Genomic DNA, 21,929 nt, shown 5'->3' on the forward strand with positions numbered 1-21,929 from the left:
AGCCTAAATTATTGCATAGTTTCTTTGGATAAATCCATTTCAGTTTTTTTTGAGATTCCATTTCTGCTATCTACAAGTTTCACATTAAATGCAGGTGTTTCAACTATGTGAATAGTTGTAGAAGCAACACTCACCCGACCCTCGGAATTGTCAAACTCATCGAGAATACGGCTGAAAATTAAATCTTTTTTGCCTCGACGTTTTTTATAGTCCACTATATACCGCAGCGTAAATTCCATCCAGTTATCATTAGCAATCAAAGTGACTGCTGGTTCAATTCTGGCATCTTCAATTAAATACTTGTGTACCATGTGTTCCCATTGTGCCTTTGCCTGAAGCACATATTCACCTATAACTTCATCAGCTACTTTTTGGAGAATTTCTCTAGTTAAATGGCGATCGCTTCCGTATTTCACTGGCACAGTAATTTCATCCCAAACAAAGGGGAAATCGGCAGAATAATTATATACTGGTTCTTTAAACACAAAACTATTAGCAATTCTCACAATTCGTCCGTTGTAGAGATCAGCTTTCACCCAGTCGCCACACTCCATCAAAGTGGTACGCAGGATACTAATATCTATGACATCGCCCATAATCCCACCGAGTAATACCCGATCTCCCGGCTTGTAAAATTGTCCCAGCGAGATAGCCGCCCAACCAGCAAAACTGGCTATGACCTCTTGTAGTGCAAAAGCCACACCAGCACCGATAACCCCAAAGATGACTGTTAATTTTCCCAGGCTATCGCTAAACGCTAATACAATTAACAACGACATGATCGCATACCCAACAAAGCTAATTGCCTTGCGGATGCGATAGCGCAAATCTGTGTCTTGAACTTGTCGTGGTAAAGTCTGAGCTAGAAGCCGGAAAATCAATGCTACTATCGCAATACCTACAACCACTTCAATCAACTTGATTGCCATAGGATCGGCAAGTAAGCGTTGGATGGTACTCAAAGCATTTACCACAGGTTAATCCTTATTTGATAAGTTCATGAAAAAATTAATTTGTCTTGTCATTAATAGGCATGTCTTCTGAATAATTCAAATATTTGATTTCTGTTTGAGAATGTGTTTGTGTTTCTTGCAGCGCCTTAATTTGATTTGTTGCTTCCATAAGATTGTTATGCAAATTTTCTATTTCATAGTTTTGTTCTTCAATTTTTCGTCTGAGATGGGATAATTTTCTGATATTTTTAATCACTGCTGGTAGAGAGACGAGTAAACCAAACAACACACCGAATGTAAAAGTCAGCAATAGCACTAGCGCCATTGATTCTTGAGTTTGCCAAGCTAAAAATTGCACCAAAACAGGAGTAGAATTTTGGAGTGCAAAAATTACGGCGGCGATGGCAATAAATAAGGCTAAAATTGTGAGAATTCGTATCATTGATTGTTATTTACCCTCACTTGTCAAACTGAGATTATTCACTCGACTCTGGTGTATTTTTCCCGTTGAACTGCTTAAATAAGTTATCCAGAGGAGATAGACGAAATCCTGGTGCTTGATAATCTTGAGAAAGATAATTTTCTGGTATGGTAATTTGGTTCCCATCCCGAATAGCCGAATAATGAGGAGAGAGAATTTCAATTCCTGCTTCGTTGCATTTATCTTGAAGATTTTGATGCAGTTGTGAATAAATACTCGCCATCAGCATTGGCTTATTAGTATAGGCGTTTAATTCATAGCTTACATAAAAATCATCTAAACTAGTTTGCAATACAAAAGGAGCAGGTTCTGCTAAAATTTCTTTCGTTGCTAGCGCAGCATCAATCAAAACTTGATGAACTTTGCGCCACGGTAAATCATAGCCAAGTGTTACCGTAGTATGTAAAATTAAGTGATAGTTAGGGTCTTGAGCAAGAGCGCTGTAGTTAATAATTTGGCTTGTTAGTACAGTGCCGTTAGGAATAGTAATTATCACATTTTTGATAGTACGAACTCGCGTTACTAACAGAGTTTTTTCCAAAATATCGCCGATCGCATCACCAATTTTAATGCGATCGCCAATCTGAAAAGCACGGGTATAAATTAAAATAATTCCAGCAACAACGTTTGCTACCACTGCTGTGGAACCTAAAGAAAATAGAATACCTAAAAACACAGATATTCCCTGAAAAGCTGGTGAACCAAATCCTGGTAGATAGGGAAAAGCCAGCACAAATGCTAAGGCGATGATTAAAAAGAATACTAGTTTATATGTGGGTTCTGCCCATTCGGGATAAAAACCGGGAGCAGATATACTTCCATTACGTAATTCTGTAAATATTGGTCTAATAATTTTCAAAACATAGTAGGTGACAAAGAAAATTAATCCCAAAGCGAACAGATTAGGGAAATAAGATGCAAATGCTAACCAACCCTGATAGAGAGTTTCTAGAAAATAACTCACAAGTCTGGAACTAAGCTGTCTCGTCCAAGGAAAAAAGCCCAACACTAAAGAAACATAGATATATAAAATCCCTAGCATTAGAATCAGGCGGAGGATCTTTACTACCCTAGTTACAATATTACTGACTCTAGATGCAGGTAAAAGTTCGATATCTTGAATTCTGATAGCAGGAATCCTAATTGCTCGCCAATTCTGTACTCTAGTAATAATTTTTGGGAAAATATGATTAAAAATTTTCAAAAATATGAATAAACCCAGAGTAGAAATAAAACTGTAAAGGAGACCTTTTAAAATATTATTTAAGCTACGATCTTCTCTATACTGAGCAATAGAATCACCGATTATTTGCACATATTCTTGAGCCAGTTCCTGTCTACTTTTACCTGCCGCTTTTGCATCACTATTGGTAAGAGTAAATATTAGTTTTTCTCCTAAGACAATATTTGTAGTGTCTTGCTGGTCTAAAACTTTTAAACCATCAAGACGAATAGATGGCTCATTAGCTATGGTTTCGATTCTATTTGTAATTGCTTGCGATCGCTCTTGCGGAGAGAAAGAACCGACATTTTTTTTAATAATAAATAATGTTTTGTCTCCCAAAATTACAGGAGTACCATCTATCTTATTAACAGCTTCTGGAGTCTGATTAACAGTAGGATTTTTTTCTTGAGAGTAACTAACTGTCATAGTGGTAATGAGTATAAATAACATTACCGCTATGACAATTAACTTATGAAAGAAAAATAAATATTTTTTGTACTTAAATCTTACCATAGATAGTTGATTTGTTTAAATATACTTCTGCCTATTATAAAAAAATCAATATCACAAGCTGCTGAATGTAACATAAAAAGTACAAAATATAACTTAAGTAAATATAGCTATACACTTAATATGGAGTAGATGAAAATCAGATATATAAGTCTATTAATCAGGGTTATTTAATTCTCGTCTATTCGGCCAATAATTTTAATTCTTGGCTGATAGCTTAAGTGTCTTTAGACAACTCCAAAGTCTTTTAGTCCACTTTTTTTTAGTGGAGTTTTGCTGTTAGTCCGGAAATTTATTTCTGGGCGGATAATAGCAAGAATGAAATAGCTCTGAACTTAAATTAGCTCTAGCCTCTAGTTTATAATCCAGATCCAATCACTCTCTACTCTCGCTATTGCACCACCGGGAAATGGATCGGTTTGCGATTTATTTGGTGCTGTAATTAAGGCTGTAAGTTTTTCTATTTGCTCAAAACTAGGACTTGCAGGAAGTATCTGTTGTAACACTTGCCGCATTACTCGTCTTTGCAGAGCAAGAGGGGCTTTTTGTAATACATGACGATTGAGCTTAAAAGGAAAAGAAGAAGAGGACACGGGAATATTCTGACACGGGGACACAGAGATTATTGTTGATAGATTCACCGCGTCTTTTCCTTCTGTTCTCATTGCTTCTTCTCGCAACTCCTGAGCAGCTTTTTCTAAGTATTCCACTTCTGCTTGCAGTAGTTCTGCTGTTTGGGCTAAAGCTGATTCTACTTTCGGGTTAAAATTTTCGCACAAATATGGTAATAATTCTTGGCGAATACGGTTACGGGCGTACTTTAAATCTTGATTTGTAGAATCTTCCCAGATCGGTAGTTGAAAATCCTCACAAAATTGCCCGGTTTCTGTGCGCGTAATTTCCAAAAGTGGGCGTACTAGCATGATGCCATCAACAAGCGGACGTTGCCAAGTTAAAGCTTGTAAACCATCAGCCCCAGTACCACGAATTAAGTTGTAAATTAGGGTTTCTGCCCGATCGCTTGCTGTGTGGCCTGTAATCACATATTGATAGTTGTGCTGCTGGGCGATCGCACTCAAAACTTTATACCGCCATTCACGTGCAGCAGCTTCTGTTTGTACAGCCTCTCGCTCTGATGTTTCTACAGTTTCTAAGTAAAATGATATACCCCAATTTTTAGCCAAATTTTCTATATGTTGAGCATTAGTTTGTGAGTCAGGACGCCAACGATGATCACAATGAGCAATACCTAAGTACCAACCCCATTTTTGTTGTAAATCTAACAGTAATTTAATTAAACACAGAGAATCTTGACCACCGGAAACTGCTACTAGTAAATGCTGGTTACGTTCAAATAGGTGACGCGATCGGATCGTGCGATGTGTTTTTGCATGTAAAGGAGTCCATACCATTTTAGATTTTGAAATGCAGATCGACACATAGGTGTAGGTTTTTTACGATATTAGTTTAAGGGGTAAAGGTGGGGTGTAAGAGTAAATATTTAATTGTTTTTCTTCCTCTTACACCCCTATCCCCCTATACTAAAGCTGGTACAGGAATTACCAACTGAGGGTACAAGGGGAAGCGATCGCACAGTGCTGCTACCCGTCGCCGACAATCAGCAGCAACACTTTCGGAATCTGCATTTAACAGGCGATCGGCAATAATATTACCAATCTCTGTAAACTCTGCTAATTCCATACCCCGTGTTGTCATCGCGGGCGAACCCAATCTCAGGCCACTAGTTACAAAGGGTGATTCTGGATCGAAAGGAACTGTATTTTTGTTAGTAGTAACATTTACAACACTTAAATACTGTTCTGCTTGTTTTCCAGTCATGCCTATACTCCGTAAGTCTACGAGCAAAACATGATTATCAGTCCCATTAGACACTAGCTTAAACCCACGGTTTTGGAGTTGTGCAGCCAAAACACGAGCATTTTCAATGACTTGGGCGGAATAAGTTTTAAATTCGGGCTTCAAAGCTTCTCCCAAAGCCACTGCTTTACCTGCAATTACGTGTTCTAATGGACCACCCTGAGTACCAGGGAAAACAGCTTTATCGAGTTTTTTACCCAATTCTGGGTCACGAGTGATAATTAAACCACCTCTAGGCCCTCGTAGGGTTTTATGGGTAGTTGTTGTCACGACGTCACAATAAGGAATGGGGTTGGGATGTAATCCGCTAACCACCAAACCAGCAATGTGGGCAATATCTGCGAGCAAATATGCACCAATTTCATCAGCAATGCTACGGAATTTTTCAAAATCGATGATTCGGGGATAGGCAGAATAACCACAAATCAAGAGCTTAGGACGCTCCCTTAGCGCCAGCTCTCGAACTTGGTCATAGTCTAGTTGTTCTGTTTCCTGATTGACACCATAATGAACAACCTTAAACCATTTTCCCGACACATTTACAGGTGAACCATGAGTGAGGTGTCCGCCATGAGATAAATCCATTCCCATGATCTTGTCTCCTGGTTCTAGGAGCGTTAGAAAAACAGCAAAATTCGCTTGAGCGCCAGAGTGGGGTTGTACGTTTGCATGAGCCGCATCAAACAATTGTTTTGCACGATCAATGGCGATTTGCTCTATTTCATCTATAAATTCACAACCGCCATAATAACGCTTACCAGGCAAACCCTCAGCGTATTTATTTGTGAGTACTGAACCCTGTGCAGCAAGTACAGCCGCCGAGGTAAAGTTTTCACTGGCAATCAACTCTAAATGATCACGTTGACGCTGTAGTTCTTTGTTAATTAAACTCGCAACTGCGGGATCGCAGGAGGTCAAAAAATCTGAATTGGTCAGAGTCACTTTTAGCTATCCTTGAATGGAAATTTGTATGCAAGTGGATCGTTAATTGTTAGTTGTTAGTTGTTAGTAAAGGCGCAAGTCCTTGCGTCCCTATAGTGGTTGTTCCAAACAACAATCAACAACCAACCACCACAAGTGATATGTTTATTTAGCCTAACCTACATATCAAGTATGAATCATTGCTCGCGTTTGTTGGTTCTCATGAATTTATGTATTCGTTTTAACTACAAAAAATCTGACCCAACATACAATAAAATTAAAGCCCAATTAGACTCATTTTTTTTGGTTTGTTATCAACTGCATATTTCCAAACTGACTTTGGAAAGCGAGAACTCATAGATGTTTAATTAATGAACAGATAGTTTATCTGTCAAGCAGACTAAATACATTATTAAATACATCTGCTATTAAATTACAATCTACAATCCAAAATACCAGCTTAAGGGGAAATACAAGAAACTATTGAGGAGTTACAGGAGGGATTGGATGCTAGTAATTTTAATGGAGGATCAGATCCTTGCCCCTCAGCAAGTTTGTCAATCTTGTCTACTCGCTGATAGTAGTGGTCAACCCCGTTGGCGTCAAGGTAAACTACGCTGCGGTCATATGATCAGCAAAATCACTGAGCGTCAAGCAGATCAGTACGAGTGTATGATGGGTTTCCGTATTGCCAACATAGAATGAAGCAAATCTGTGAGAAATAATAAATAACTTAACTGCGTTATTCTAGGGTCATATGACTATTAAATTTTAATCTTAGGAGAGCGTAGTATGAGTTGGCGTGGGTCTACAACCGTTAAAGACAGGATTTTTGCTTTCTTGCCTTATTTGCTTCCTATTATTGAAGTTTTTAATTATGGCCAATTTTTTCTGACACAGTTTCCACCTGTGCGAGTGTTGTTTTTGCCTTTGCTGCCATTATTGCAAATTTACTACGGTGTCCGTTATGCCGGGTTGATTATTTTCTTTGCTTTATTTATATTTGTAGTCCGAAACGAAAAAATCAGTCATTTTATTCGTTTCAACACTATGCAGGCGATTCTTTTGGACATAGTAATTTTCTTATTTGGCATCTTAACTGATATTGTGGGATTGCTTCCATCTGGAGGTTTTGCGATCCAAACCTTGTATACTACAATTTTTCTCGGAATAGTGGCAGCATCTGTGTATTCTATAATCCAGTCGCTATTAGGGCGTTATGCAGAAATTCCTGCTATTTCTAATGCAGTATACATGCAACTGCCACGCTAGCATTCAACCACCTACTACCGTGTTTTCCAGACGACCAATACCTTCAATCTCTATACGGACGCGATCGCCTATTTTCAGAGGTCCAACTCCCACAGGCGTACCTGTCAGCACAATATCTCCCGGTAATAGTGTCATTACCTGACTGATGTAAGATACAAGGTAATCTGGGGTAAAAACCATTTGGTCGATAGTTGCAGATTGTACAGGAGCAGACTCTTCATTCAAGAAAGTCTGTAGTCTGGCTCCTGGGCTTAATTCGCGGACAATCCACGGCCCAAGGGGACAAAACGTATCAAAGCCTTTTGCTCGCGTCCATTGATTATCTTTTCTTTGTAAGTCTCGCGCTGTCACGTCATTAGCGATTGTATAGCCCCAAATTTTCATTTGGGCTTCTTGAGGTGTGCAATTAAAAGCGCGATCGCCAATGACTAATGCTAATTCTCCTTCATAGTCTACTCGTTGTGATTGGGGTGGATACTGAATTTTTGCTAGTGAAGCAATTACAGATGTCGGCGGTTTGAAAAAAATCAGTGGTTCAGCAGGGACATCAGTTCCCATCTCCGCCGCATGTTCCGCATAATTTTTGCCAACAGCCACGATCTTTGAAGGCGCACAGGGAGCCAAAATTTCATAGTGATCTGGTTCTAATATTAAATCCGTAGGTTGACCTTGTAACCAGGGGGGAGCATCCAGCACCTGCACTTTCATGGAAAGTTGTAGCAAACCATAATAAATCTGCCCTTCTGGATTTTGAACTCGCACAAAGCGCTGCGCCATAACTTTGATAAGTACCTCTGTTTGTAATCAAATCGTTTCTAAAGTCAATTGCCTACAGTCCAAAGTCTATAAACTGATGACTAACTGCCGGAAACTGGCGCACCCTTGCGGGAAGCCGAAGAAGGCGGCTCTACAAACTTTTCGCAAAATCTAAAATTATTATCATTTACCTCCTTGTTGGATCATATTTTAATTTCACTCTTAAAAAACGCTACGCTCAGAAATTGTGTAAAACTCCTAAATATCACAAATTAGGATTTCACACTTTGACAAATTTCTTGTAAGATCGTAATTCCTTGTTGCTGTATGTATAGCTAGTTAATTTTTATAAAAATAATTGTTACTACCTATTGACATAAGCAGCCATATAGTCCAAAAGGAGATTAAAACCATGCAAACAGTTTACGAAACAATGTACATCTTGCGTCCTGACTTGGGTGATGAGCAAGTAGAGCAAATTATTGCTAAGTATGAGAACTTGCTACGGGAACAAGGTGCTGACACAATTCAAAGTCAAAATCGAGGCAAGCGTCGTTTAGCTTATGAAATTCAAAGGCAAAGAGATGGCATATATATTCAACTGAATTACACTGGTCCAGGCAAAATGATTGCTGTGTTGGAACGCGCTATGCGCCTGAGCGAGGAAGTAATTCGTTACCTAACACTCAACCAAAAGGTAGAAGAGCCAAAAGCTTCTACAGAGGCAGCATAGATAGTTAGTGGATAGTACGGTTGAACGGCCGTACTCTGCCTTGAAACCTCACAAAGCGCATCTACGCTCGTACACTCGTACAGTGGTTAGTGGTTATTATTTGTTTGCTAAAACCCGCTAACCACTAGCAACTAATAAGTAGGTCGGCACAAATAAAGCTAACTCGTGAGGATCGTCAACCCCCTTCGGGAGAATTTAAAATTCAAAATACCTTCGGTAGGCGCGTAAGCGACTTCTGTAAGTAGCTGTTTTGCGTCTACAAAATTCAAAATTAATCACCCCACGGATAAATCTGGGGGCTTGTATCCTTCTTTTTTTGGTCATTTGGCATCTATCATTTGTCCTTTGTCATTGTTAAGGGTTTCAAAGATTTTATTTTTCTTAACATAGTGATGTTTATTTCCGCCTACTTACTTAGTTTATATTTTGAGAAAGTAAAAAAAAATTCGTTTTTCTACTTGCCGAATTCTCCGGGAATGCTAAATTAACTAGTACTTGGAAGTATTAGCCAAAAGCAGTACGACCGCGTTTATACCTAATAAGGGGAAAGATTATTCACCGGAGCTAGTTGCCACTGTGAGCCAAACTGATAACTCCAATATTCAAGCTCTCTCTACAGAAGTATCGAAGTTGCGTCAAGAATTGCAACTTCGCGATCAATTAGTGCAACAGCTGTCTCAAGAACTGTTCCGACTGGTGAAGGGTAATGCTAATTTTATGCCCCAGCCAGAAATGTCTGAGCGTTATCAAAGTCAGCTTCAAGCTTTGCGAGAACAACTACAAGCAGTTGAACAACAAGTAGCTTTTTATCAAGAACAAATTTCCAATCGAGATACTGAAATCTATCAGTTGCGTCAGTCGGTGCAAGAACTTAGCGATCGCAGTCGGATGTTAGAGCAAGTAGTACAGGAACTACCACAAATTTATCGCCGTAAATTTGAGGAACGGATGACTCCAGTTAGAGAAAAAATTGCAATGCTACAACGAGAAAACCGTCAGTTACAAGCAGAACTGCAAAGTGTGAGTTATCGCCTGGCCCAGAAAACTCGTACCACTTCTCACAGCGCTATTGATTTACCAAATTTTCCACCCATGGCATCTGAGGTAGGTAATATTTCTACTGTGCAAAATGCTTAAACTTATTTTGGCTATGTCAGCATGTGGCATGGCAGTTACAACTGATAATAGATTATGGTTGCTTTTGGTGATTCAGTAGTGCTTACTAGCCAAAACACCAAATTATTTAGAGAATCAACAGCTTTAGCCAAAAAGTTTATCAAAAAATTTGTTCCCACCCTAGCTACTTTGAGCAGCCTAGAAAGCGAAAAAGCTAGTACTGCAAAGCCACTGCTTGACCTAACCATTAGTTTTCAAGTATGGAGTGGCATTTTTAACGTACTAGTAACAAATTACTTTTGTTTACAAAACCCAATATTTCTTCTTGATTGTGAACAACTTCAAATACTGAATCTAGTTGAGTCAGTTCTAAAACTAATCTTACAGGTGTTTGTACGTTGCACAGTACCAGACGACAACCATTTTGTCGTGCAGCTTTCAACCCATTAACCAAGGCAACTAATCCGGAACTATCCATAAAATCCACTTCAGCTAAATCAATCACCCAGAGTTGATCACGCTGGGGTAATAATTCAGTCACCTTTTCATTGAAAGCCACACTACCCTCTAAATCCATGCGTCCTTGGGGCTTGAACAAGATGATTTGGCGTTCTGATGTGAGAGTCATAAATCTTTGCTGGGTAATTGTATCAATCAAAAAACAAAAAAGCAGGCACAAAAACTGCTTTGTTTGCAACCGTAATAATACTGCTTTACCTAAAAATTTGGTAGCCTTGTAGTAGTACGGTTGAGACGAATAATTTCAGTATTCATGCCGTATAATTTATTTTAATCTTTCCCCAATATAGGCATAAGCCTCTAAGAATTTTAGTACTACATGTACTTTTTACAAAATTTTTATAAATAACTGGGATGTTTATAAATTTTTCATAAAAAAATTTTGCTTTACTTCTGTACATGTACTGATGTGGTAAAACTTAATGTACAGAAATAGTGGCTATTCGTCAAACCTGATACCAAGTATAGTATCAATAAAAATATATTTTCCCCGCAATCCCACTAAAATAGTGAGTAAAAGCATCCTCTAAGAGTGTTCAAAAAAAAATGCCCAGCCCTATCAAATATATATTGGCCTAAGCCAAGGACTGATCAGCGTTTTGCCCTTTGGGGGAAACGCGAGGACTGTGCATTTTATTACTGATAGAGGCCTAAATGGAATTTAACGAAATCGCGGAATTCCTCCATACCTCTATAGGGTGGGGATGGACTATTGTATCTTTGACGGTAGTTCACAGACTCGATTGACACATCACTAGAAGACGAGACAAAATATAGTAAAAGTAAACATTTGTAAAGGCTGCGGTGCTGAATGTCTTTGGAATTTATCTCGTTAGAAAATATCCAAAGAATTGCCCATGATTATGGATATTGGGCAATTTTTTTCGGAATATTGTTAGAGAACTTGGGCATTCCCATTCCTGGTGAAACCGTAACTCTCGTCGGTGGGTTCCTAGCTGGTAGTCATGAATTAAATTACTGGCTAGTTTTAGGTGATGCTATTGCGGGAGCTGCGGTTGGTGGTATTTGCGGTTATTGGGTTGGCAGAACTGGCGGCTGGCCAATGCTAGTGCGACTCGGCAGCCTGTTTAGATTTTCAGAAGCCCGATTGTTGAGTATAAAAGAGCAATTTAGTGAAAATGCAGCAAAAGCAGTTTTCTTTGGGCGTTTCTTAGCCTTATTGAGAATTTTTGCTGCACCTATGGCTGGTATAGCTGGAATGCCTTTTGGAAAATTCTGTTTTTATAACATCATCGGGGCGACTGCGTGGGGTGGGGTGATGGTGACACTGGCATTTTTTGCTGGTACTGTTGTTTCCCTAGAACAGTTGGTTGCTTGGGTTAGTAAATTTGCGATCGCTGCCCTATTAATTCTTGCAGCTTTTATCATTATTCCCCTCTGGCTAGAAGCCAGGCAACAAAGGATAGGGACTGGGGAATAGGGATTGGGGACAAGGGAGACAAGAAAGATAAGGGAGAATTATTTAACAAGTTTCTTTCCAATCCCCAATCCCCTCCAGGGGACTCCTACCTTCCCCGATCCCTGATCCCCGATACCCTATCCCCTACCTTTCTGCGCCCAAATCCGAGTTGGCAAACCCCAAACATAAATGAAACCTTCGGCTGCCTTATGATCAAATTGGTCATCGGCTCCGTAGGTTGCCAAGTCAGGAGTATACAAAGAGTTTTCGGAATGACGCCCAACGATGGTAGCGTTACCTTTAAATAGTTTTACTCTAATTGTTCCAGATACTTGCTCTTGTGTTTTTTGAATAAAAGCATCTAAGGCTGCTTTTAGGGGACTATACCACAAGCCGTTGTAAATCATTTGGCTGTAAGTTTCTTCTATACCCCGTTTGTAATGGGTAATATCTGCCGTGAGAGTTAGACTTTCTAAATCGCGATGGGCTTGAATTAACACCATCATTGCGGGAGATTCGTAGATTTCTCGCGATTTAATCCCTACCAAGCGATTTTCAATCATATCAATGCGCCCAACACCGTGATTTCCTGCAACTTGGTTGAGTTGTTCGATTAATTCAATCGATCTTTTTGTTTCACCGTTGAGGCTAGTAGGAATACCTCTAATAAAACCAATGTCAATATATTCTGGTTCGTTGGGGGTGTCAGTGATCGCCTTTGTCAATAAATAAATTTCTTCTGGTGGTTCCACTGTGGGATCTTCGAGAATTCCAGCTTCGATACTCCGACCTAGCATATTGCGGTCAATACTGTAAGGAGAAGACTTTTTCACGGGTGCAGGAATGCCAAAGTTTTCTCCGTAAGCAATAGTTTGCTCACGACTCATACCCCATTCCCGTGCGGGTGCGAGAATTTTGAGGTTGGGGTTGAGGGCTGCAATAGATACATCAAAACGCACCTGATCGTTACCTTTACCAGTACAACCGTGAGCGATCGCATCAGCACCGTAGATTTCTGCTGTTTCTACTAAAACCTTAGCAATCAACGGACGAGCTAAGGCTGTTGCTAGAGGATAACGATTTTCGTAAAGGGCATTGGCTTGAATGGCAGGAAATGCATAATCTTTTACAAACGTCTCTTGAACATCTGCCACTAATGACTCACTTGCACCTGATTTCAGGGCTTTTTCTCGGACTGGTTCTAATTCATCTCCCTGTCCCAAGTCTGCTGCTAGGGCAATTACTTCTTCTACACCCCACTCATGCTTGAGGTAGGGAATGCACACCGATGTATCTACTCCCCCAGAATATGCCAGGACAACCTTTTTGGCGCGACCCATTAGCCTCTCCACTCAAAAAACAAAGAATCGAGTCAATATTATATCCAATTGACACTCACCAGGCTAAAGCTAGGGTGATTCTTAAGTTTCTAACTACAGTTATTCATCCCAACACTTCCACTTTGTGGTAAGTGTGGGGCTTCTGTCCGAATTAGCTAAAACATCAAAAACATAGGTTTTTAGGAAATAATGGAACCGACCATCGACCAACTCAAAGCCTTTTTCCGATTATGCGTTCGCACTAGTACAGCACGGCGTAAATAAAGCAACCATTTAAAATAGTCGAAAAGCTTATAAAATAAGCATTCTTTCTTTTTACTTTTGCCTTTTTACTTTTGCCTTATTGTACTAGCAACCTGCTACGGAATATAGAATTAGTTAGATTTGATGAAAGAACAGGCAGAATCGTAGTTTTAATTGGGGAAACCATCCAAGTAGAAATTCTTAATAACGGAGAGGAAATAATAGGATGACCGACTATTTAAATTTGTCAGAGAAAGAACTGCGGGAATATGTCAAAGCCAATCCTCAAGATGAAGAAGCATTTCAGCATTTCCTCAGCATCATCAGAGCCAAGCCAGGGCGTGTAGTGGTCAGTACTGATGAACAATTAGAGGTAGAGCTTAGAAAAAGACTAGCTATTTAAAGTCAAACGCCCCATCCATAAAGTCATGGGGTTTTACGCTCAATCAATAAAAAGTTTTCCAATCCAAAATATTGAATCATATCACCCACTACGCGGTATACGCTCAATCTCCGCATATCCACTGAAAATTAATCGTTTTCCCTCGGTTTCTAAGCGATTCAGGCGCATTTTGACTCCATCTAAGTCAAAGCGATCCAAATCAACCATGTTATCCAGAATTTCTACCAACGCCAGACTCAAGTTTTGCGAAAGTTCTCGCTGTGCTTCTGGTACTTGTTCGAGATCAATTCCTTGATTGGTAAAAGAAATACGCCGTCGCCGTTCAATACTCACAGCTACAGTCATACTGATTGGCACAAGTTCACCGTTGTCTAAATCCGCTTTTGCCAAAATTCGCAGCCGATTTTCTGTCAATAGTTCTACTTGAACGTCAATAAAGGAGACTGGCTTTCCACCAGATAATGCAGTCAAAGCAGGTACAGATTGATTTAACAGTCGCTTTGTCACCAGTTCTGCTTTAAAGGCCCGGTTAATACCTGCTTGTGTCAATACAACTTGAGCGATCGCCTGGGTGGGTTGTTTTAGACTTAGTTTCCCACTTAAAACAGAGCTAAAGTCAATAGCAACCGCATCGGTTTCGATAAAAATTTCTTCAGCAGCAAAATCTTTACGGATAACCAAGCCACGACCTTTCATTGTGAAGCTATCGATGCTGCCTTGCAATAGCTTGCTGGAAGGGTGACAACGGACAAAGACTTCTACTGACTCGCTTTTGGTGAACAGGTGGCGAATTGTTTGGGTAGCAACAGTGTTGAGCATCTGTTCACCCCAGTCTGTGCCTTTTGGATTTGTTAAACCAGTAAGTCCGCCGAACATTTGGGTTGATGTCTCTAGAAGTTCTTTGTATTTTTGTAACAAATCGTGAAGATAACAGCAACCGTCTAGGGATTAGTTGTGTTAATGGTTAAGTGTGGATCTTGCATATTTGTGGAATGATCTTATTTTATTCCATCGCTCGAATTAATTTATTTGCTTGTGTTTGCGCCCGTTCCATTGCTTGTTCTAGCGGTTGTTGTCCTAGCAAAGCACTGATGAATTGGTTATCAAAGTTGTTCATAATGGCGGCGGGGTATTTACCTGCTTGCCAAGGCATAGCATAGCTAACTCCGGCGACAAAGGGCGATCGCAACGGATCTTTGTCATAACCCAATTTTTCAGCGACTGATTTACGTGTCGGCAAAGTAAAGCCTGTTGCTGTCCACTTTTCCATACCTTCCTTACCTGTGAGGTAGGAAATCAACTCCCAAGCTTCGGTTTTGTGTTGTGTTTGTTTGTTCATGACGTAAGCAACAGTAAATACCATAGTAACTTTTTTGTCATTTACAATTGGTATTTCTGCGGTAGCAAAATCAAGTTGAGGAAAAGTTTCCTTCAAGTAGGTAATAGCCCAGTTGCCTTCAATCACCATTGCGACTTTACCTTGACCAAACATTTCACTGCCTGAGTTTGTCCCAACGTCCGATTTCTGAGCGGCAGTATGATCTTTTTGATACTGGTCTATTACCAACTGTAATCCTTTGATCCCAGCTTCCGAAGCAAAAGTTGCATAACCATTTGCATCTACGATCTGTCCACCAAAGGCTTTGATTTTGTAAGCTTGGCGCGCTAACTCTGGAACGACGCCATAGCCGTATTGGTCAATTTTACTGTCTTGGTTTTGATCTACTGTCAACTTTTTGGAGTAGGTACGCAATTCATCCCATGTTGTGGGAGGACTTGTTAAACCTGCGGTAACAAAAGCTTGCTTGTTATAAAAAAGAGTCAAAGTAGAGTAGTCTTTGGGTAAACCATATATATGATTGTCGTACTTAAAGCTGTTAAGTATTGTCTCCTCAAAATCAGCTAGGTCAAATTCCGGGTTAATATAAGCGTCTAATGGCTCTAAAACGTTTTGGCTCATTAAGAAAGGAGCCTCAAAAGCATCCAAATAGAAAACATCAGGCGCTGCTTCACCAATCAAGCGCGTTTTAATCACATCCATATATTGGTCAGCAATGACCTCATTCTTTACCCTGATACTTGGATGCTGTGCCTCAAAATCTTTGAGTACCTGTTTCAATAATTTTTGCTCAGTTGGATCTGCACCCCAGCCACTAAGTTTTAGTATAACTGGAGTAGTAGCTGTGGTGGTATGGGGCAAGGGCGAATCCTGGCAACCAATCATGCAAAGAGCGATCGCTACCATTAATGCCACAAAAGTTCCAAAAATTCTTTTAATCACCCCATCACAAACATTCTTTAGATTGCTTCTCTTACTCTAGAATGAATTTTGGGAAAATTAAAACTTTATTTATAAATACACGGTAGAATAACTAATAATTGGCATTAATACTGAGTAAAAAACATATGTCTCGAAAATTTGACATATCTTACTTTCTCTAAATCATAGAATTGCAAAGAAAAACACAAAGTAGTTTTTTTGTGTATCAAAGAGAAAAAGCTAATGGCTAATAACTTATAGCAATCAAAAACTAACGATTAAGCATTAACAATTTACTCAGTTCATGAATAATGCTCAGGTTGAAACTTCTTCCTCTTTGATATCAGAAACTTCTGAAATTGAAATTGTAAAGACAACAATTTCTTCTGATATTATATCAAAATCTAAAGACAAATTTACCAAAGATGCTATTCGTACTAGCCTTAAAGCTTCAACTGTAGATGGTATATTTGCAGGCATTTTTGGCATTACGACTGGCGGTATTTTATTGAGTAATTTTTTAGTAGAATTGGGTGCAAGTCCAATGACATTTGGTCTACTTGCTTCTATCCCGATGCTAGTGAATTTAATTCAGCCTTTGGGTGCTTATATATCAGAACGTTTTCACAGTCGCTGTCAGTATTCTCTATTAATTTATGCACCTTCTCGACTAATTTGGTTGATTTTAGTAATTGGTATAGCAGCCTTTAGTCAGAAACTAATTGATTCTCAACAGTTAGTTACACTCACACTCTTGATTGTCTTAGTAAGTCATCTTTGGGGTGGGTTAGGTAGTGCATCTTGGCTTTCGTGGATAGCAACATTAGTGCATCGACGTTTGCGGGGGCGATATTTTGGCATACGCAACAGTGTTGCTAGCTTGACTAATTTGATTTGCGTACCTGTAGCAGGATTGGCTGTATCTCATTGGTATGGTGGTACTCTCCAAGGTTACGGAGTAGCACTGTTGATAGGTATTTTGTTTGGGGTTATGAGTTTGGGCTGTCAATACTTTAAGCTGGATATCAATCCTCAAGCACAAAATGCTGTAGTTACAGATGCAAAAAATTTAGATGTCACAACGAACAGGCAAATAGCAGATGTTAACTTGATCTCTCAACCAAAATTTTGGCAGAGTATCCGTAAAGATACTAATTTTTTAATGTTTTTGCTCTACTTCAGTGTATGGATGTTTGCTGTTAACCTTTGTAATCCCTTTTTCAATCTTTACATGCTAGATACCCTCGACTTAGATGTCACTTGGGTAACTCTTTACAGCAGCCTGCAAGCAGGAGCAAATATGTTAATGTTAATTCTTTGGGGGAGATTAGCAGACAAAATCGGTAATCGTTCTGTTCTATTTTTTATGGGAATTTTGGTAGCGATCGCACCTTTGTTGTGGTTGGGTATTGGCTACACTTCCCTAGATATGTGGTTATGGTTGCCAATGTTACACATTTTCTTGGGAGGAAGTGGAGCGGCTATTGATTTGTGCGGTAATAATATGCAGCTAGAAGTTGCACCACTGAAAAATCAGTCGATATATTTTGCAACTATAGCTGCGGTCGCTGGCTTGTGTGGTGCTTTCGGTACAATTATTGGTGGTTTTCTCGTACAAATTAACTTTTGTGGAGGCTTATTAGGATTATTCGTTTTCTCCACAATCTTTAGGCTTGTTGCACTCTTACCACTCATTTTTGTGCAAGAGTCACGTGGACGACAGTCTTTTATCCAAGCCTTTCAACTTTTTCAGCCATTTAGGCTAAGGCTTAGAGGTTAGATAGGTGGGGAAAGATGGCTTAAAACCTGCTTTCATCGGTTGATTCTTTGCGATTCAACTTGGTGTCTTGGTGGTTAAATTAAGATTTATTTTTTCACCACAAAGACACATTGATCCTTAACCTTCACCTATTCTGCAAGTGTGGAACTTAAACTCATAGTTTTCTCCCACAGCACTACATTATGAGTGTTGGTTGTAGCGGAGGGCTGATGTAAAGCGATTAACTGAGTTAAAGTACTTTTTAACTGGGTACGCGGTACAATTTCATCAACAAAGCCGTGTTTGAGTAAATCTTCGGCAGTTTGGAAATCATCAGGCAGTTTTTCCCGTAGGGTTTGCTCAATCACTCGCCGACCTGCAAAACCAATGGTTGCTTTGGGTTCTGCTATGATGATATCACCTAACATTGCAAAGCTAGCTGTAACTCCACCTGTAGTGGGGTTAGTTAATATCGGCACATACAACAAGCGTGCTTCTTTATGCCGTTCTAAAGCTGCGGAAATTTTTGCCATCTGCATAAGTGAGAGCATTCCTTCTTGCATTCTTGCTCCACCAGATGTGCAGATGATGACTACAGCATATTGCCTTTGAGTAGCTTGTTCAATTAAACGGGTGAGTTTTTCGCCTACGACTGAACCCATGCTCCCACCCATGAAGCGAAAGTCCATTACCCCAAGGGCGATTGGTAAGCCGTTGATTTCACCCAAACCTGTTTTGACAGCATCTATCAAGCCGAGTTTTTCTTGTGTTTCCCGCAGGCGATCGCTATAGGCTTTGCGATCGCGAAATCCCAAGGGATCGTCAGGACGCAATTGTTCATCAAGTGGTCTCCAGGTATTAGAATCTATCAACTGGCGGATGCGCTCATCACTATCTACCCGATTATGATGTCCACATTCGGTGCATACCATTAAATTTGCTTTTAAATCTTTGGCATAACTTAATACACCACATTTAGGACACTTGTTCCATAGTCCATCTGCGATTTCACGTTCTTGGCGTTCTAGACTGATAGGGCCTGATTTCCGTCGGTTTGCAAACCAATCAAACAGAGATTTTAAACCACGTGATTCTTCGTTGTTTGCCATTTTTTTCTTATGCCAGTAGAGTATGTCAAAAACAGGTTAATTTCTTTGGTGAAGTCATTGTCACTTATGTTTAGTTTGTCCTAATGATTCAATCACTAATGACTACACAACAAACTTTGTCTTATAAGCAATATTTCAGATCTGGTGGGAGCATCTGTGCTTGTCAGCTTAACGAAAATAAGTAAACTAGTTCAAGTGTGTTGTTCGAGATGCCAAGAAGTTTATAACTTTTCAGGTATGAAAAATATAAAGTTGGTTATTGGACATGGTAAATTTCAGAGTCGTGTCAGGGGAAATATTGGTTTGTTTTAATCTTTCATATCCAAAAGTGACTTGTAAAGTTATGGATATACTATCCCTGAGATAGAATTTCACCCCCAGTCCAATAATAAACTGTTGATATATAGCAAACAGCTTTATTTTGCTGCATTAGTTTAGTTTTTACACTGTTAATTTTGTAAAGAAGGTTATCCATCATTACAGGATTAATCTTAACAGAAGTTTAATACTATTAAGGGTAATGAAGTTTACAGTTGAAAGTTGATAAGCGGGGGTGTCCTGAAATGGGGTATTTTTTCTCTCCATCTCCTTCTAAGGTTTTGTTTTGGCTTTTTGCAAAGAATATATGTGCAAATGTTCCATGCAAGTCCCTATTCCCTTTTACGTTCCATTTACAAACAACCGTAAGTAGCTAGACAAAATTGTCTCGCCACCAAACAAAGTCACTACAGATCCAAGAGCTAGAAATGGGCCGAAAGGCATTTTGTATCCGTATCTTCGTCGCGATAAGATAATCATACTGCCACCGACGGATACTCCCAACAAACAAGCAACAAAAGCAGCCAAGAGTAAATACTTCCAACCTAACCAGGCTCCCATCATGGCTGCTAGTTTGGCATCACCTCCACCCATTACAGTTTTACCAAAAATAATTGAACCAACTGTAGCGATCGCATCAAACAGCCACAATCCTAGTACTATTCCCAGGCTCGCTGTCATCAAGTTACTAGCTACTCTTGCCCAGCTAGCATCAGGTAAAAAACCAACTACTGTTTGAAATGCTATCCCGATAACTAATCCTGATTTAGTCAGTCGGTTTGGTAAAGTCATTGTATCTAAATCAATCAGTGACAGTGCTAGTAACCAACTACAAAATACCCAGTAGCCAATCGTTAACAACGATACATTGAAAACCCAGAAAATTAGTAAAAATAACAATCCTGTAACCGCTTCTATGACTGGATAACGCAGAGCAATTTTACCTTGGCAATAACGACAACAGCCTTTTAACCATAGCCAACCTAATACTGGTACATTATCGTATGGCTTAAGTTTGGTTAAGCAATGGGGACAGCGAGAAGGAGGAAAAAGCAGGGATAAACCAGCAGGAAGCCGATAAACCACAACATTAATAAAACTGCCAATAGAAATACCCAAGGCAAATACAATTAAACTTGCCAGGATAAGCATCAAAGTATCCATAATCAGTGTTTTGTCATTTGTCTTACCGCTTGCGCGTCTATGTCATTTGTACAACACCAATGACAAATGACCAATGACCAATGACTAATACATATGCGATTCAATTTGATTCAAAGGTACAAAACATTCTGCGGGTAACAGAGCTGGTTGACCATTAAAAATCACCTTACCCCTATGAGTATCGCGGTTAATTGCTACACCAAATGCTTGTCCAGCCATTTCAGGGTGTACTTCACAGTAAGTGTAGTAAATTTTACCAGCCGCTCTGATAAGGGCAGGATCAATCAAAGGTGGCTGGTTCTTAGGGTTGGTATAGTTTACTTGTTCTTGTCGTAAAGCGTACACAACTTATTGAGTATAGTTATGAGGTTTTGTGTTAATAGTGTATACGAAAGTTTCAGCAATGATTGCTAAAATTTTCGTTTGCTACTAGGGCAGATTATTCTTCCAAAACTTGAATTAAAGCCTCACTCATGGCACGACAACCCAATAGTTGCATCCCAGAAGACATGATATCTCCAGTTCGAGCGCCGTTTGCTAAAACTTGCAACACACCTTGTTCCACGTAGTCTGCGGCGGCGGCTTGGTTTAAACCATAGCGCAGCATCATGGCTGTACTCAAAACTTGGGCTAGGGGATTAGCTTTATCAAGTCCGGCAATATCAGGTGCAGAACCATGAACAGGTTCAAACACTCCTAAACCGGAAGCACCTAAACTAGCAGAAGGCAACATGCCAATGCTACCAGTGAGCATAGCAGCAGCATCTGAAAGGATATCGCCAAACAGGTTCCCTGTGACAATAGTATCGAACTGTTTAGGAGCGCGCACTAACTGCATAGCAGCATTATCTACATACAGATGAGTGAGTTCCACATCCGGATATTGCACTGCTAACTTTGTCATGCGATCGCGCCACAGTTGCGATACTTCTAAAACATTGGCTTTATCTACTGAACAGAGTTTGCTTTGGCGTTTGCGTGCTGTTTCAAATGCGACTCTACCAATGCGATCAATTTCAGACTCGGTGTACGCCATTGTGTTGACACCACGCTTTTCACCAGTTTCCATTTCAAAAATTCCCTTGGGTTTGCCAAAGTAAATTCCACCAGTGAGTTCGCGCACCACCATAATATCAACGCCTTCCACAATTTCCCGTTTCAAAGTCGAAGCATCAATTAATTGGGGTATTATTTTTGCTGGACGCAAATTAGCAAATAATTCCAAACCTGCACGTAGTCCAAGTAAACCTGCTTCTGGACGTAAATGAGATGGCAGGGAATCCCACTTGTAACCACCAATCGCCGCTAATAATACTGCATCGCTGTTGCGGCATACATCTAAAGTAGCTGCTGGTAGAGGTTCCCCTGTGGCCTCAATTGCTGCACCACCGATCATTGCTTCTTGGAATTCAAACTGAAGATCAAATTTTTTTTCCACGACTTTAAGCACATCTACCGCCACAGCCATAATTTCAGGGCCGATGCCATCGCCAGGAAGTAAGGTAATGCGGTATTTCTGTGCCATAGTTAGTTTTAATTTTAATTGAAT

General features: G+C 39.8%; 21 protein-coding genes and 1 pseudogene. 8 read left to right on the top strand and 14 right to left on the bottom strand.

Annotation, left to right across the window (positions count from 1 at the left end; genetic code table 11):
* Positions 1-8: 8 nt before the first annotated feature.
* The 5 genes from AC5JMK_RS09570 to glyA form a co-directional block, all read right to left on the bottom strand.
* Entirely contained in the window at positions 9-974 is a 966-nt protein-coding gene (locus AC5JMK_RS09570; RefSeq protein WP_495909957.1) for a mechanosensitive ion channel family protein, read from the bottom strand.
* Positions 975-1,008: 34 nt separating this feature from the next.
* Positions 1,009-1,395 carry a LapA family protein gene (locus tag AC5JMK_RS09575; RefSeq protein ID WP_096674526.1) on the bottom strand — a complete coding sequence of 129 codons (387 nt, stop codon included), beginning with the start codon at positions 1,393-1,395 and terminating at the stop codon, positions 1,009-1,011.
* Between the two features lie 34 nt (positions 1,396-1,429).
* Positions 1,430-3,085 carry a mechanosensitive ion channel family protein gene (locus AC5JMK_RS09580; RefSeq protein WP_495909958.1) on the bottom strand — a complete coding sequence of 552 codons (1,656 nt, stop codon included), beginning with the start codon at positions 3,083-3,085 and terminating at the stop codon, positions 1,430-1,432.
* A gap of 437 nt (positions 3,086-3,522) precedes the next feature.
* The gene (tilS, locus tag AC5JMK_RS09585; RefSeq protein WP_495909959.1) at positions 3,523-4,581 is read right to left on the bottom strand and encodes a tRNA lysidine(34) synthetase TilS; all 1,059 of its coding nucleotides are present in this window, start codon (positions 4,579-4,581) and stop codon (positions 3,523-3,525) included.
* A gap of 124 nt (positions 4,582-4,705) precedes the next feature.
* Positions 4,706-5,989 carry a serine hydroxymethyltransferase gene (gene glyA / locus AC5JMK_RS09590; protein ID WP_495909960.1) on the bottom strand — a complete coding sequence of 428 codons (1,284 nt, stop codon included), beginning with the start codon at positions 5,987-5,989 and terminating at the stop codon, positions 4,706-4,708.
* A gap of 486 nt (positions 5,990-6,475) precedes the next feature.
* On the opposite strand from glyA, the gene AC5JMK_RS09595 reads away from it, so the two are divergent.
* Both AC5JMK_RS09595 and AC5JMK_RS09600 read left to right on the top strand, forming a co-directional pair.
* Complete coding sequence (locus AC5JMK_RS09595; protein WP_096674518.1) at positions 6,476-6,673, top strand: hypothetical protein; 198 nt, start codon at positions 6,476-6,478, stop codon at positions 6,671-6,673.
* Between the two features lie 87 nt (positions 6,674-6,760).
* The gene (locus AC5JMK_RS09600) at positions 6,761-7,240 is read left to right on the top strand and encodes a Tic20 family protein (protein ID WP_096674516.1); all 480 of its coding nucleotides are present in this window, start codon (positions 6,761-6,763) and stop codon (positions 7,238-7,240) included.
* Between the two features lie 3 nt (positions 7,241-7,243).
* Here AC5JMK_RS09600 and AC5JMK_RS09605 read toward each other — a convergent pair whose 3' ends face one another.
* A complete protein-coding gene (locus AC5JMK_RS09605; RefSeq protein WP_096674514.1) occupies positions 7,244-8,017 on the bottom strand; it encodes a fumarylacetoacetate hydrolase family protein in 774 nt (257 codons plus the stop codon).
* A gap of 391 nt (positions 8,018-8,408) precedes the next feature.
* Here AC5JMK_RS09605 and rpsF point away from each other — a divergent pair, with 391 nt between their 5' ends.
* Both rpsF and AC5JMK_RS09615 read left to right on the top strand, forming a co-directional pair.
* A complete protein-coding gene (gene rpsF / locus AC5JMK_RS09610; protein WP_096674512.1) occupies positions 8,409-8,729 on the top strand; it encodes a 30S ribosomal protein S6 in 321 nt (106 codons plus the stop codon).
* 576 nt (positions 8,730-9,305) lie between these two features.
* Positions 9,306-9,866, top strand: a complete 561-nt coding sequence (locus tag AC5JMK_RS09615; RefSeq protein WP_096678750.1) for an Npun_F5560 family protein — start codon at positions 9,306-9,308, stop codon at positions 9,864-9,866.
* A gap of 253 nt (positions 9,867-10,119) precedes the next feature.
* Here the strand turns inward: AC5JMK_RS09615 and AC5JMK_RS09620 are convergent, their stop codons facing one another.
* Positions 10,120-10,473, bottom strand: a complete 354-nt coding sequence (locus AC5JMK_RS09620) for an STAS domain-containing protein (protein WP_096674508.1) — start codon at positions 10,471-10,473, stop codon at positions 10,120-10,122.
* A gap of 702 nt (positions 10,474-11,175) precedes the next feature.
* Here AC5JMK_RS09620 and AC5JMK_RS09625 point away from each other — a divergent pair.
* Positions 11,176-11,805 carry a DedA family protein gene (locus AC5JMK_RS09625; RefSeq protein WP_096674506.1) on the top strand — a complete coding sequence of 210 codons (630 nt, stop codon included), beginning with the start codon at positions 11,176-11,178 and terminating at the stop codon, positions 11,803-11,805.
* Positions 11,806-11,921: 116 nt separating this feature from the next.
* On the opposite strand, the gene AC5JMK_RS09630 is transcribed toward AC5JMK_RS09625, so the two are convergent.
* Complete coding sequence (locus tag AC5JMK_RS09630; protein WP_096674504.1) at positions 11,922-13,124, bottom strand: argininosuccinate synthase; 1,203 nt, start codon at positions 13,122-13,124, stop codon at positions 11,922-11,924.
* A gap of 350 nt (positions 13,125-13,474) precedes the next feature.
* Here AC5JMK_RS09630 and AC5JMK_RS09635 point away from each other — a divergent pair.
* A pseudogene (locus AC5JMK_RS09635) lies at positions 13,475-13,597 on the top strand (DUF6888 family protein); the annotation flags it as partial.
* Positions 13,594-13,770 (top strand): DUF6887 family protein, encoded by a 177-nt coding sequence (locus AC5JMK_RS09640; RefSeq protein ID WP_495909961.1) that lies wholly within the window; start codon positions 13,594-13,596, stop codon positions 13,768-13,770. The pseudogene AC5JMK_RS09635 and the gene AC5JMK_RS09640, both read left to right, overlap by 4 nt.
* A gap of 81 nt (positions 13,771-13,851) precedes the next feature.
* Here AC5JMK_RS09640 and AC5JMK_RS09645 read toward each other — a convergent pair whose 3' ends face one another.
* Both AC5JMK_RS09645 and AC5JMK_RS09650 read right to left on the bottom strand, forming a co-directional pair.
* The gene (locus AC5JMK_RS09645; RefSeq protein ID WP_096674503.1) at positions 13,852-14,646 is read right to left on the bottom strand and encodes an LmeA family phospholipid-binding protein; all 795 of its coding nucleotides are present in this window, start codon (positions 14,644-14,646) and stop codon (positions 13,852-13,854) included.
* A gap of 127 nt (positions 14,647-14,773) precedes the next feature.
* Positions 14,774-16,015 (bottom strand): ABC transporter substrate-binding protein, encoded by a 1,242-nt coding sequence (locus tag AC5JMK_RS09650; protein ID WP_096678748.1) that lies wholly within the window; start codon positions 16,013-16,015, stop codon positions 14,774-14,776.
* A 319-nt stretch (positions 16,016-16,334) separates the two neighbouring features.
* Between AC5JMK_RS09650 and AC5JMK_RS09655 the strand changes: the two genes are divergently transcribed.
* Entirely contained in the window at positions 16,335-17,810 is a 1,476-nt protein-coding gene (locus tag AC5JMK_RS09655; protein ID WP_096674502.1) for an MFS transporter, read from the top strand.
* Between the two features lie 128 nt (positions 17,811-17,938).
* Here AC5JMK_RS09655 and accD read toward each other — a convergent pair whose 3' ends face one another.
* The 4 genes from accD to leuB form a co-directional block, all read right to left on the bottom strand.
* A complete protein-coding gene (accD, locus tag AC5JMK_RS09660) occupies positions 17,939-18,898 on the bottom strand; it encodes an acetyl-CoA carboxylase, carboxyltransferase subunit beta (RefSeq protein ID WP_096674501.1) in 960 nt (319 codons plus the stop codon).
* Positions 18,899-19,558: 660 nt separating this feature from the next.
* Entirely contained in the window at positions 19,559-20,380 is an 822-nt protein-coding gene (locus tag AC5JMK_RS09665; RefSeq protein WP_096674499.1) for an A24 family peptidase, read from the bottom strand.
* An 84-nt stretch (positions 20,381-20,464) separates the two neighbouring features.
* Complete coding sequence (locus AC5JMK_RS09670; RefSeq protein ID WP_096674497.1) at positions 20,465-20,725, bottom strand: hypothetical protein; 261 nt, start codon at positions 20,723-20,725, stop codon at positions 20,465-20,467.
* Positions 20,726-20,819: 94 nt separating this feature from the next.
* Positions 20,820-21,905 carry a 3-isopropylmalate dehydrogenase gene (gene leuB, locus AC5JMK_RS09675; RefSeq protein ID WP_096674495.1) on the bottom strand — a complete coding sequence of 362 codons (1,086 nt, stop codon included), beginning with the start codon at positions 21,903-21,905 and terminating at the stop codon, positions 20,820-20,822.
* Positions 21,906-21,929: the final 24 nt, after the last annotated feature.

This window comes from Pelatocladus sp. (assembly GCF_059505505.1).